Source organism: Mycobacterium syngnathidarum (assembly GCF_001942625.1).
Classification (GTDB): domain Bacteria; phylum Actinomycetota; class Actinomycetes; order Mycobacteriales; family Mycobacteriaceae; genus Mycobacterium; species Mycobacterium syngnathidarum.
The window spans coordinates 237,227-250,412 of the sequence record NZ_MLCL01000033.1; the positions used below are offsets into that span (position 1 = coordinate 237,227).

The window sequence follows — 13,186 nt, forward strand, 5'->3', positions numbered from 1 at the left end:
GGCCCCGACGGCGGAGCCGAGTGAGTAGAAGAGCATGTAGCCGCCGATGACACTGCTGGTGCGCTGCGGATGGGTCATGGTGAGCGCATGCTGGTTGCTTACGTGCACCGCTTGCACCGCGAAGTCGAGCAGGATCACGCCCCCGACGACCAGCACCAGCGACCATGATGCTTGCCCGATCGCCGGCCATGACGCGGTGAGCAGCACGAGTGATGCGCCGGTGACGGCCCGCCCGAGCCCGGCGTCGGCCCAGCGTCCTGCCCTGGCCGCTCCGATCGCGCCGGCAAGGCCGGCGATTCCGAACAAGCCGATCTGTGCGGTGCTCAGATGCCAGGGAGCCGCCGTGAGCGGTAGCGCCAGGCCGCTCCACAGCGTTCCGAAGGATGCGAACAAGAAGAACGCGATGAGCCCGCGCGAGACGAAGAGACGTTCCTGAAAAAGCCGGACCGACGACGTCATCACCTCGAGGTAGCGGGCTCGACCGTGCCGTGGGTCAGGCGGCAGGGTTTTCAGGGACAGACAGGCCAGCGCGACCAGTAACACCGCCAGCCCGGTATAGACGCTTCGCCACCCCCACACTGCGGCGATGGCGCCGGCCACCACGCGTGAACCCAGGATGCCGATCACGACTCCGGAGGTCACCACGCCGAGGGTGCGCCCGCGTTGTTCGGCGGTGGACAGCGCGGCGGCGTAGGCGACAGTGGTTTGGACGACGACGGCGAACAGCCCGGCGACCGCCAGTCCGGTGAGCAGGAGCCAGGTCTGCGCCGCGGTCGCTGCCAATGCCACACCCATCGCGGCGAGGAGAAGGTGCGCACTGATGAGCCGCGGGCGGTCGAGGCGGTCCCCGAATGGGACGAGGACCGCCAGCCCGACCAGGTAGCCGAGTTGGCCGGCCGTCACGATCCAGCCCAGATCGGCCTTCGGAATACCCAGATCGTGTCCGATCTGGGCCAGCAGGGGCTGTGCCGCGTAGATCGTTGCGACGGCCACTGCGCACACAGTGGCGAAGAACAGGCGCAGGCCGGTGGTCAGTGTCATGCACCCTCCGCGATCAGTTGCATATTGCTGCCAATTGGAGGTTACGGCAGAATGGTTTCGTTCAGCAACTCTTCAGGGGGAGTGATGGCCGAGTCGGTGCCGTGCCGAGGCGATGTGACCTGGACCGATCCCAGCTGTCCGGTCGCACGCACTCTCGATCTGGTGGGAGATCGCTGGAGTCTGCTCATCGTCCGCGACGCCATGGACGGTGCGCGGGCCTTCACCGACTTTCAGCAGCGCACCGGGATCGCGCGCAATATCCTCACCGATCGGCTGCGCCGCCTTGTGGAGCGCGGCATTCTCGACCGGGAGACGGCCGCATCAGGCCGGCGGCAGGTGTACACGCTCACACAGGGCGGGCGTGACCTCTTCGCGGTCGTGGTGGCATTGCGTCAGTGGGGCGAGCGGCACGCGTTCGCGCCGGACGAGCATCACTCCGAACTGGTCGACGAGCACGGTTTCGCGCTGGCTGAACTGCGGCCGACGAATTCGCTTGGCACCCCGGTGGATTCGTCCACCACGTCGGTGCGCCGAAACTGAGCAGTCAGTGCCTGCGCAGTATGGCGAAGGAGTGGCCGGCCAATGTGGTAGCGGCCGAACCGATCTCGGGGTCCTCCCAGGCGGCGACGACTTCACCGGCCACCGGCACCGATACGGCGTCGGTGCCCAGGTTGCAGGCAATGGCCAGGCTGCCCCGGTGTAGGACGATCCAGCGCTGCCGTTCGTCGAAGTCGATCGACATGTGATCCAGCCAGGGGTCGCCGAGATCGGGTTCACTGCGCCGCAACGCGATCAGCTCCCGATAGGTCTTGTGCAGACTCGCATGATCGCCGACGGCGACCTCACTCCAGTTCAACTTGGACCGCAGAAATGTCTGCGGGTCCTGTGGATCTGGTACCTCGTCCGCATCCCACCCGTGCTCGGCGAATTCGGCCTTGCGTCCCTCGGCGGTGGCCCGGGCAAGTTCGGGTTCGGGATGCGAACTGAAGAATTGGAACGGTGAGGAGGATCCCCACTCTTCGCCCATGAAAAGCATGGCTGTGTAGGGGGATCCGAGTGCCAGCGCGGCCTTGACCGCCAACTGGCCGAAGGTCAGTAGCTGTGACGGTCGGTCACCGACGGCGCGATTGCCCACCTGATCATGGGTAAGGGTGTAGGCCAGTAACCGAGTGCCCGGAACGGTGGCGGTGTCCAACGGACGGCCATGCCTGCGGTGGCGGAACGATGAGTAGGTACCGGCGTGGAAGTACCCGTGTTTCAAGGTCTGCGCCAAAGTCGCCAGCGATCCGAAATCCGCGTAGTAGCCCTGCCTTTCGCCCGAGACGGCACTATGGATTGCATGGTGGATGTCGTCGTCCCACTGTGCGGTCAGTCCGTAGCCGCCACGATCGCGAGGGGTGATCAGCCGCGGGTCGTTCAGGTCGCTCTCGGCGATCAGCGAAAGCGGCCGGCCCAGTTCTTCGGCCAGGCCATCGGTATCGGCCGCGAGTTCCTCGAGCAGATGGATCGCGGTGTTGTCCACCAATGCGTGTACCGCATCCAGCCGCAGGCCGTCGGCGTGGAAGTCGCGCATCCAGCGCAGCGCGCAGTCGATGATGTAGCCGCGAACCTCGTCGGCATCGGCGTCGGACAAGTTGATCGAGCTGCCCCATGGATTGCTGCCACCGGACAGATACGGGCCGAACCGCGGCAGGTAATTGCCCGACGGGCCGAGGTGGTTGAACACCGCGTCGATCACCACGCCGAGTCCGCGCGCGTGGCAGGCATCGATGAGCCGGATCAGGCCGTCCGGCCCCCCGTAAGGCTCGTGCACGGCGTACCAGAGCACGCCGTCATAACCCCAGCCGTGGACGCCGTTGAAGGCGTTGACCGGCATCAGCTCCACGAAATCGACGCCGAGATCTACCAGATGGTCGAGCTTGCCGATAGCGGCATCGAATGTGCCTTCGGGAGTGAAGGTTCCGGTGTGAAGCTCGTAGATCACCCCGCCGCAGATGGAGCGACCCGTCCAGCCGCCATCGGTCCAGGCGTCGGGCGTGGGCTGCCACAGCTGGGAACGTTCGTGTACGCCGTCAGGTTGGCGCGCTGAGCGGGGATCCGGCAGAACCGTCGGGTCGTCGTCGAGAACGAATCCGTACCGGGCATCGGCGCGGCAGCTCACCTCAGCCCGCCACCAGCCGCCCCCGGTGCACGCCATCTCGTGCAGATCTTCGTCCACGTCGAGCCGCACGCGGTCGGCGTTGGGGGCCCACACGGTGAATTCAGCCATCGGTGCGCTCCAACAGGGCCACCGGCGAATCGGCGAGTAGTTCGGTCAGCGGCACCAGGCCGGACCAGAGCCGGCCGCTGAGCAGATCCCGCCAACAGCCTTCGGGCAGCGGCAATGCCGTGTCGGTCCAACCTGTTTCGGCGAGCTCGACGGTCCACCGGCATACGGCCACCAAAACATCCTGACCGCGCAGATACGACACCAGATGTTTGGCCGCGCTTCCGGTCGCGGCCAGTGGGGTGTAGCCGCCGGTCAAAAAGGTCTGTGGCCGGGCACGGCGGAGCCCCAGCGCCGCCCTGGCCACATTCAGCTTGTCGTCGTCGCCGTGCTCCATCGCGTCCCGCAACGCGGCATGGTCGACCGGACGCCGGTTGTCGGGATCGACCAGACTGTCCTCAGTCGTTTCGGTGCCCTGGTAGACGTCGGGAATACCGGGTGCGGTGAGCTGGATGAGTTTCTGGCCCAGGCTGTCATTGTGGGCATGCGCCTCAAGCTGACTCACCAGCGCCGTCAGTTCGGCTGCGACCGGCCCGTCGATCACCCGGTCCAGCCACGCGTGTACTTCGTTCTCGAAAACTGTGCTCGGGTCATGCCAGGAGGTTCGGGTGGCAGCTTCCCGGACCGCCTTCTCGGCATAGGAGTGCAGCCGGCTGCGAAGGTCGCCGGTGATGGTGCCGTCGACCGGCCAGACGCCGAAGATGTTCTGGTACAGGAACAACGCGCTGTCGCGGTCGGGGGGAGTGGACAGTTCCATCCACCGTTCGACCGAATCTGCCCACGTCGCGGGCACCTGCGAGAGCAACCCGATACGGGTACGGACATCCTCGCCACGCTTGGTGTCATGGGTCGACAACGTGGTCATCGTCGTCGGCCACGCGCGCATCCGCGTCGTCGCCCGCTGATGGAACTCCGCCGTCGACACCCCGAACAAATCCGGTGCGCCGCCGACTTCGTTGAGCGAGACCAATCGGGCATCGCGGTAGAACAGACAATCCTCCACTGCCTTGGCGGTGGCCGCCCCGCACAATTGGTTGAACCGGGCCACCAGCTCGGGGCTGAGGGAAAGAGCCATCGAGATGATGGACAGTGCCTCGGTGAGTTCCGGTGTGGCACAGGATGTCTCCTGTAGCGCGACGGGGAGGATCGCATCGAGTGCCGGATAGTCGCTGCGGTATACACCGATCCTGCTGATCACCGCTGCGACCGCGGCAGGCAGGTGTGGGTCCGACTGTGCGGTGACCGCTGTGATGACCCGGCACAGCCGGCTCAGTTCGCCGGCCAGGGTGTCGGTGACGGCGGCGGCTTTGAGCCGGTGTTCGGCCTCAGGGTCTCTGGGCCCACTCACCGCGGTGAGCGAGGCTTCCGCGGACGGGGCGATGAACAGCCCGCCGACCTCGCGCAGCGCGTCGTATCCAGTGGTGCCGTCGACCGGCAGCGACGCATCGAGGGCTTCGTCGGGGGCCAGGATCTTCTCGACCACGATCCAGGCATCGGGGCCGGTGAGCTCGCGCAACCATCGCAGATAGCCTGCCGGGTCGGACAATCCGTCTGGATGGTCGATGCGCAGACCGTCCACCAGACCTTCGTCGAACCAGCGCTTGATCTCGACGTGGCTCGCGTCGAAGACAGCTCGGTCCTCCTGGCGCAGCGCGGCCAGTGAGGTGATCGAGAAGAAGCGACGGTAACCGCAGATTCCTGTGCGCCAACCGGTCAGCCGGTAGTGCTGGCGCTCGTGCACCTGGCGTCCGGTACCGGTGCCGGTTCCCGGGGCGATAGGGAAGGCGAGGTCACCCAGGCGCAGCAGTTCACCATCGACCACCAGATCGTTCACATCGTCGTCGGAACCCAAGACCGGCAACACGATCCGGCCGCCATCGAGATCCCAGTCGATGTCGAAATAGCCGGCGAAGGCCGAGGCGCGGCCGTACCGAAGCAGATCCCACCACCAGGGGTTCTGTTCAGGGTGCGCGACGCCGACATGGTTGGGCACGATGTCCACGATCAGACCCATGCCGCGGGACCGGGCAGCCTCGGACAGTCGCCTGAGCCCGTCCGGACCGCCGAGTGCGGCCGACACCGTCGTGGGGTCCGTGACGTCGTATCCGTGGGTGGACCCCTGCGCAGCAGTCAGGATCGGCGACAGATACAGATGCGAGACGCCCAGCCGGTCGAGGTAGTCGAGCAGATGCAACGCATCGTCGAATGTGCAACAGTCCGCACGCATCTGGAGTCGGTACGTGGACAGGACCGGGCGGGGCATGTCAGGCCGTCTTGCGTAGTACGACTAGTGAGCGGGCTTGGAGCGTAACCTTTTCGCCGGCAGCCACGAGCAGATCGGAATCACCTGTGGGGCTGGCGGTATCGAGGTCGCCGGTCCATTCGGCGGCGTAGTCGCCGTTCGGGGTGACGAAACCCTGCTCGTGGTCATTGGCGTTGAAGCACAACAGGAAGGTGTCGTCGACGACGCGTTCGCCGCGGGAGTTGGGTTCCGGGATGGAATCGCCGTTGAGGAACACCGCGACACAGGTGCCCAGCCCGGTGCCCCAGTCCTCTGGCGTCATCTCGGTGCCCGCCGGGGTGAGCCAGGCGATGTCGCGAACCTGGTCCCCGCTGCGGATCGGTTTTCCTTCGAAGAACCGCCGGCGCCGAAATGCGGGGTGCCGCTTGCGGAATGCCAACACCTTGCGGGTGAATTCCAGGTGGTCGGCGTTGCTCTCGAGCAGCGACCAGTCCATCCAGGACAGTTCGGAATCCTGGCAGTACACGTTGTTGTTGCCCAATTGGGTTCGCCCGATCTCGTCGCCGTGGGCGATCATCGGGGTGCCCTGGGACAGCATCAACGTCCCCATGATGTTGCGCATCTGTTTGGCGCGCAGCGCCAGGATCTCCGGGTCGCCGGTCGGCCCTTCGACACCGCAGTTCCAGGAGCGGTTGTGGCTCTCACCGTCGCGGTTGTCCTCACCGTTGGCCTCGTTGTGCTTTTCGTTGTAGGAGACCAGGTCGTTGAGGGTGAAGCCGTCGTGACACGTGACGAAGTTGATGCTCGCGCTCGGGCGCCGGCCGGTGGCCTCGTACAGGTCTGAGGATCCGGTCAGCCGGGAGGCGAACTCGCCAAGGGTTGCGGGCTCACCCCGCCAGTAGTCGCGCACAGTATCGCGATATTTCCCGTTCCACTCGGTCCACAAACCTGGGAAGTTGCCGACCTGGTAGCCGCCCTCGCCGACATCCCACGGTTCGGCGATCAGCTTCACCTGGCTGACCACAGGGTCTTGCTGGACCAGGTCGAAGAATGCCGAAAGCCGGTCCACGTCATAGAATTCGCGCGCCAGGGTCGAGGCCAGGTCGAACCGGAAGCCATCGACGTGCATTTCCAGGACCCAGTAACGCAACGAGTCCATGATCAGTTGGAGCGTGTGCGGGTGCCGGGCATTGAGGCTGTTGCCGGTTCCGGTGAAATCCTTGTAGTACTCGGGTTGTCCGTCGAGCAACCGGTAGTAGGCGGCGTTGTCGATGCCGCGGAAGTTGATGGTCGGACCGAGGTGGTTGCCCTCGGCAGTGTGGTTGTAGACCACGTCCAAGATCACTTCGATGCCGGCGTCGTGGAATGCCTTGACCATCGTCTTGAACTCGGCGACCGCACCGCCGGCGTGCCGGGTGGCCGCGTACTGGAAGTGTGGGGCGAAGAATCCGACGGTGTTGTAGCCCCAATAGTTTCGCAGCCCGAGGTCCAGTAGTCGGTGATCATGCATGAACTGGTGTACCGGCATGAGTTCGATCGCGGTGATGTTCAGCGACTGGAGGTACTCGATGACCACCGGGTGGCTCAGCCCCGCGTATGTACCCCGGAGTTCCTCGGGGATCCCGGGGTGGGTCTGGGTCATCCCCTTGACGTGCGCCTCGTAGATCACGGTGTCGTGATAGGCCGTTTTGGGTGCGCGGTCGGAGCCCCATTGGAAAAACGGATTGATCACCACACTGGTCATGGTGTGCCCCAGCGAGTCGATCTGCGGCGGGGTCCCGGTGCCGGGCGGTTCGGCCGTCAGATCGTAGGAGAACAGCGCCTGGCTGAAATCGAAGTCGCCGTGGAACGACTTGCCGTAGGGGTCGAGCAGCAGCTTGCTGGGGTCACACCGATGTCCGCCGGCGGGGTCCCAGGGGCCGTACACCCGATACCCATACCGCTGGCCCGGCGTGACGGTCGGAAGGTAGGCGTGCCAGACGTAGCCGTCGACCTCTTCGAGGTTGATCCGGTGCTCGGTGCCGTCCTTGGCGATCAGACACAGCTCGACGCGTTCGGCGACTTCGGAGAACAACGAGAAGTTGGTGCCCGCACCGTCATAGGTTGCGCCCAACGGGTAGGACTCGCCGGGCCAGACAGTCGACATCGGCGTGGGAGCCGGCGACGGCGGCACTGATGACGACGTCATGGCTTCACCACCAACCGGTGGCGGCCGCCATCTGACGGCCAAGTTCACCTGTCATCGTGCGCATGTACGTCGTGGAGATGTGGTGAGAATCGTGATAGATCAACACATTTCCCTCCACCGCGCGGCAATAGTCCTTACGGCACACCGCATCGCTCATGTCGAGTGGCTTGAGCAGGGGGAACCTCCCGACGAAGTCCAGTGTGGGGTTGTGGTCGGAGAGTACCTTGGACCGGTCGATGCCGCACGAAATGGAATCGCCGCCGTTGGCCAGGCAGTCATACGGAAAGTAGGGCTGGCCATTTCGGGTGAGCCACGGTGTGTCGCGCATCGCAAGGACCGGAATGTTGTTCTGGGAGAGGGATTCCCAGATGCCGATGTAGGTGCCGGGCATGACATCGCCATCTTTGATGTTCCACGGCCGGGTCGAAGTGGTGAACACATATTGAGGGCGATCGGCGATGAGCTTGGCCATCACCTTCTCGTTCCACTCGTGGCATTTCGGGTACGGGCGGTTGTCGCCCATCACCAGCGGTGTCTCCTGGGTGGTCAGCGGACAGCCCATCTTGAGGTACGTGACCACTTTGAAGTTGTGCATACGCCCCAGCAGGTCCAGCGCGGTCAACCAGTGTTCGGCGTGCGATCCGCCCGCCACGGCGACGGTGCGGGACGCGCCTTTGTCGCCGTACGTGCAGTTGATGACGTCGATGTTGGCGAAATCGCTGATGCAACCGTCGTTGGTCGAGGCGGGTAGGTCGTCCTTGGCTTCGAGCACCGTCGGGCGCATCGGCAGCTTGGGCACCCTCGTGTGATTGATCAGCGCGCGTGCGCCCGGATAGTCGCGGGCCGACAGCCCCGACAGCTCCTTGCCGTTGGCCCGCTGCACGGTCACATGCTCACGCCAGGTGAACGAGGTGGCGGTCAGCGCGACACCGAGCAGACCGACGATGGAGCCGAGGACGATCGTCTGCCGGCGCAGGCGGACCCGCAGCGGCACGGCCGGCAGGGCGGCGGTCTGTGTGGTGTTCTTGGATTTCTGCGAACGCAGCGGTTCCTCGATGTAGCGTGTGGTGAGCCAGGCCAGAACGCCCGAAACCAGCAGAATGATCGTGCCCTCGAGGAAGTTGGCGTGGGTGTGGCCGGAGTAGGACAGCCAGAAGATCAGCAACGGCCAGTGCCACAGATAGAGCGAGTAGGCCATCGAGCCCAGCGACACGAACGGCTTTGTCGCCAGCATCCGGTTGGGCGCGGGCAGCCGCTGGCCCGCGCTCGGATCGTCGATCTGATTGGCCGCGGTCAGGATGAAGATGACGGTGGCGCCGACCGGAACCAGGGTCCACGGTCCGGGAAACTCTTTGACCCCGTCGATCCACCAGCCGCACGACACGATCGCGGCCAGCGAGATGGTGGCCAGGAGGGTGCGTAGCCACATCGGCCACCGCACCGCCGGGACCAGCGCTCCGGCAAGGGCACCGACCAGCAGTTCCCAGCCGCGGGCGAAGCTGTTGTAGTAGGCGGTGGCCTGGTCGGTGTTGTGCGCGATGATCGCGTAGACGAAAGAGGCGATGGTCAGCGCGCTCAGCAAGACGATCAACGCGATGCGCAGGTGCCGCCCGAACAACCGGCGGCCGAGGAAGGCGAACCCGAAGATCAACAGCAGGAACGCCAGATAGAACTGTCCCTGGACCGACATCGACCAGATGTGCTGCAGCGGACTGACCGCCTCACCGGCGCGGAGGTAGTTCGCGGCGGTGTTGGCCAGCTCCCAGTTCTGGTAGTAGCCCAGGCTTGCCAGACTCTGGTCAGCAAATGTTTCCCAGCGGGTTTCGGGCTGGACGAGGATTGTCAGCACGGCGGCCGCGGCAAGCACCACGACCAGTGCCGGAAGCAGTCGCCGAATCAACCGGACTATTTCGGGAACGGGCCACAGCGGCGCCGCGGGGTCGAGTGCCAGGCGCAGGATCTTGCCGCCGAAGAAGAATCCGGAAAGTGCGAGGAAGACATCGACACCACCGGAAACCCGACCGAACCAGATGTGGAACATCGCCACGAGGGCGATCGCGATTCCGCGCAGGCCGTCAAGATCGTGGCGGTAGAAACCCGATGCGCGAGTACCCATGACGGCGCGTGGAGCGGAACCGGATTCGGCGCCGGGCTCCGTCCGGGGGGCATCAAGGGTTCTCATGGTCGAGGCCAATTTACCTAACATCGGTCTGCCGCTCATATTTCGGATGCGTGCGTCACAATCTGTGAGCAAAGGGCTAGGCTGCCCCACTGTGCCTGAGCTGACCCCAGCGCAGATCAATGCCATCGACGCGGCCCATATCTGGCACCCGTACAGCGCCATGGGCTCCGACAACCTTCCGCCGGTGGTGGCGGTGGGTGCCAAAGGCGCGTGGCTGACTGTGATCGACCCTTCTGACGGCGCACCGATCGAGGTGATCGACGCGATGGCGTCGTGGTGGACCGCGGTGCACGGACACGGGCACCCGGTGCTGGACCGTGCCATCTCTGACCAGCTCGCCACGATGAACCACGTCATGTTCGGCGGCCTTACCCACGAGCCGGCCGCACGGCTGGCCCAGCTGCTGGTCGACCTGACCCCCGAGGGCCTGGAGACGGTTTTCTTCAGTGATTCCGGTTCGGTGTCCGTCGAGGTGGCGGTGAAGATGGCGCTGCAGTACTGGCGCAGTGTCGGCAGGGGTGCCAAACATCGCTTGATGACGTGGCGCGGCGGCTATCACGGGGACACGTTCACCCCGATGAGCGTGTGCGATCCCGACGGTGGCATGCACTCGCTGTGGACCGATGTTCTGGTCGCGCAGGAGTTCGCACCGCCCGTGCCCGGCGACTACCAACCGGCGTACAGCGAGGCCTTCGAGCGGCAGCTGGCCGAACATGCCGACGAGCTGGCCGCGGTGATCGTCGAACCCGTCGTCCAGGGTGCGGGCGGGATGCGCTTCCACGATCCCCGCTACCTGACGGATCTGCGGGCGATCTGCGATCGCCACGATGTGCTGCTGATCTTCGACGAGATCGCCACGGGCTTCGGCCGCACCGGAAAGTTGTTCGCCGCGGAGCATGCCGGTGTCACCCCGGACATCATGTGTGTGGGCAAGGCACTGACCGGCGGATACATCACCCTCGCGGCCACGTTGTGCACTGGGGAGATCGCCCGGACGATCAGCGCGGGGGAGCCCGGCGCCCTCATGCACGGACCGACGTTCATGGCCAACGCGCTGGCCTGTGCGGTCGGTGTCGCCGCGGTGGAACTGCTGGTCAGCGGCGACTGGCCGGCGCGGGTAGCCGAGATCGAGGCCGGGCTGCGGGAAGGGCTGGAACCGGCCCGCGCACTGCGTGGAGTCGCCGATGTGCGGGTGCTCGGCGCGATCGGTGTGATCGAGATGAGCGAGCCGGTGGACATGAGGGTGGCGACCTTGGCGGCCTTGCACCACCGGGTCTGGCTGCGCCCGTTCGGCAAGTTGATCTATGCCATGCCGCCCTTCGTATGCACGCGGGCAGAGGTGGAACAGATCACCGCGGGCATGGTCGGTGTGGCGCGTGCACTAACCTGAACGGTGTTCAACAGTCGGCTCGGCCGACGTGTTCACCGGCACTGAGGAGCACCGTGACGCGCACCGACCTTTCTCCGCTGGCCTGGCTCGCCGGCGTCGAGCAGCAGCGTCGGCAGGCCGGGCTGCGTCGTGAGCTGCGCACTCGTCCGGCCGTGGCCACCGAACTGGACCTTGCCTCCAACGACTACCTGGGCTTGTCGCAGCATCCGGACGTGCTCGACGGCGGCGTTGAAGCGCTGCGGACCTGGGGCGCGGGAGCCGGAGGCTCACGGCTGGTCACCGGCAATACCGAATTGCACGAAGGATTCGAGGCCGCCCTGGCGTCGTTCGTCGGTGCCGAGTCGGCACTGGTCTTTTCGTCGGGTTACACCGCCAACCTCGGCGCCGTCGTGGCCCTGTCCGGGCCGGGCTCGCTACTGGTCTCCGACGCTCTCACGCACGCCTCCCTGGTCGACGCGTGTCGGCTGTCGCGCGCCCGGGTGACCGTCACGCCGCACCGCGACGTCGACGCGGTCGATGCCGCACTGTCGACGCGTGGCGAGGAACGCGCGGTGGTGCTGACCGAATCCGTGTTCAGCACCGACGGTGCACTGGCGCCGCTACGGGAGCTCCATGCGGTCTGCCGTCGCCATGGCGCACTGCTGCTCGTCGATGAGGCGCACGGGCTCGGTGTGCGCGGCCCCGGCGGGCAGGGCCTGCTCTACGAGGCCGGCCTGGCCGGATCGCCAGACGTGGTGATGACGACGACATTGTCGAAGGCGCTGGGCAGCCAGGGCGGCGTCGTCCTCGGCCCGGAGCCGGTCCGCGCACACCTGATCGATGCGGCCCGCCCGTTCATCTTCGACACCGGGTTGGCTCCGGCGGCTGTCGGAGCGGCGTGGGCTGCCCTGCGGGTCCTGATGGCCGAACCGCAGCGAGCGCAAGCCGTGTTGGACCACGCCGCCGAGCTCGCCCGGATATCCGGGGACACCGCGGTGCCGGACTCCGCGGTCGTCTCGGTCATCCTGGGCGAGCCTGAAGTGGCGGTGGCCGCGGCGGCCGCCTGCCTGGAGCGTGGCGTGCGGGTCGGCTGCTTCCGTCCGCCGACAGTGCCCGAGGGGACCTCGCGGCTGCGCCTGACCGCACGGGCCTCGCTGACCGCTGACGAGATGGACCTGGCCCGCCAGGTGCTGACCGAGGTGCTGTCGAAGGCCCGGTTGTGAGCACGCTGGTCGTCACCGGCACCGACACCGGCGTCGGGAAGACCGTGACGACGGCTGCGCTCGCGTGCGCGGCCCGCCTGGCCGGCCTCGACGTCGCGGTGTGCAAACCCGTGCAGACCGGAACCGTTGACGGCGACAACGACCTCGGTGAGGTACACCGGTTGTCCGGGGTGGCGAAATTGCATGGCGGCTGGCGTTATCCGGAGCCGCTGGCCCCGGTTGCCGCTGCGCAGCGGGCCGGATGTGCATTGCCGACCCGCGCGGAGTTGGTGGACGCGGTGCGTGGCGCCGAACTTCCCGGCGGCTTGACGCTGGTCGAAGGTGCCGGCGGCCTACTGGTAGAACTGGGGGCCGCCGGTGTCACGGTCCGTGACCTGGCGGCGGATCTGTCCGCAGCTGTCCTGGTGGTGGTTTCCGCCGGGTTGGGAACGCTCAACCACACCGCGTTGACGTTGGAATCCCTTGCCGGGCAAGGGATTGCATGCGCCGGCCTGGTGATCGGGGCATGGCCGGAGAATCCGGGTGTGGCGGAGTCGGGCAACCGGGAGTCGTTGGCACAGCTGGCGCCCGTGCGTGCGGTGCTGCCTGCCGGCCTGGGCAGCGCCGGCGCGGAGGAGTTCGAAAAGGTGTGTGTTGACGCGTTCGATCGGGATTGGCTCATCGGTCTGATCTGAC

8 protein-coding genes and 1 pseudogene are annotated in these 13,186 nt (G+C 66.0%); 4 read left to right on the plus strand and 5 right to left on the minus strand.

Features of this window, described 5'->3' with window-relative positions; all coding sequences use genetic code 11:
• Nucleotides 1-78: 78 nt before the first annotated feature.
• Nucleotides 79-1,041: pseudogene (locus BKG60_RS11600) on the minus strand (MFS transporter); the annotation flags it as partial.
• A gap of 51 nt (nt 1,042-1,092) precedes the next feature.
• Between BKG60_RS11600 and BKG60_RS11605 the strand changes: the two are divergent.
• Nucleotides 1,093-1,581: a winged helix-turn-helix transcriptional regulator gene (locus BKG60_RS11605; RefSeq protein WP_374244031.1), complete on the plus strand. Its 489-nt coding sequence runs from the start codon at nt 1,093-1,095 to the stop codon at nt 1,579-1,581.
• A 4-nt stretch (nt 1,582-1,585) separates the two neighbouring features.
• Here BKG60_RS11605 and treZ read toward each other — a convergent pair whose 3' ends face one another.
• The 4 genes from treZ to BKG60_RS11625 are packed head-to-tail and all read right to left on the minus strand — an operon-like array spanning nt 1,586 to nt 9,919.
• Nucleotides 1,586-3,310, minus strand: coding sequence for a malto-oligosyltrehalose trehalohydrolase (treZ, locus tag BKG60_RS11610; RefSeq protein ID WP_070943698.1), 1,725 nt, complete (start codon nt 3,308-3,310; stop codon nt 1,586-1,588).
• On the minus strand, nt 3,303-5,570 hold the full coding sequence (gene treY / locus BKG60_RS11615) for a malto-oligosyltrehalose synthase (RefSeq protein WP_070943699.1): 2,268 nt from the start codon (nt 5,568-5,570) through the stop codon (nt 3,303-3,305). Before treY ends, treZ begins: the two co-directional genes overlap by 8 nt.
• A 1-nt stretch (nt 5,571) precedes the next feature.
• Nucleotides 5,572-7,737, minus strand: coding sequence for a glycogen debranching protein GlgX (gene glgX / locus BKG60_RS11620; protein ID WP_070188844.1), 2,166 nt, complete (start codon nt 7,735-7,737; stop codon nt 5,572-5,574).
• Nucleotides 7,738-7,741: 4 nt separating this feature from the next.
• On the minus strand, nt 7,742-9,919 hold the full coding sequence (locus BKG60_RS11625) for an acyltransferase family protein (protein WP_070943700.1): 2,178 nt from the start codon (nt 9,917-9,919) through the stop codon (nt 7,742-7,744).
• 91 nt (nt 9,920-10,010) lie between these two features.
• On the opposite strand from BKG60_RS11625, the gene BKG60_RS11630 reads away from it, so the two are divergent.
• From BKG60_RS11630 to bioD, 3 genes are read left to right on the plus strand one after another with little or no spacing between them, the layout of a single operon-like run.
• On the plus strand, nt 10,011-11,309 hold the full coding sequence (locus tag BKG60_RS11630; RefSeq protein WP_070943701.1) for an adenosylmethionine--8-amino-7-oxononanoate transaminase: 1,299 nt from the start codon (nt 10,011-10,013) through the stop codon (nt 11,307-11,309).
• Nucleotides 11,310-11,362: 53 nt separating this feature from the next.
• Nucleotides 11,363-12,511 carry an 8-amino-7-oxononanoate synthase gene (locus BKG60_RS11635; protein ID WP_070943702.1) on the plus strand — a complete coding sequence of 383 codons (1,149 nt, stop codon included), beginning with the start codon at nt 11,363-11,365 and terminating at the stop codon, nt 12,509-12,511.
• Nucleotides 12,508-13,185: a dethiobiotin synthase gene (gene bioD / locus BKG60_RS11640; protein WP_070943703.1), complete on the plus strand. Its 678-nt coding sequence runs from the start codon at nt 12,508-12,510 to the stop codon at nt 13,183-13,185. Before BKG60_RS11635 ends, bioD begins: the two co-directional genes overlap by 4 nt.
• Nucleotide 13,186: the final 1 nt, after the last annotated feature.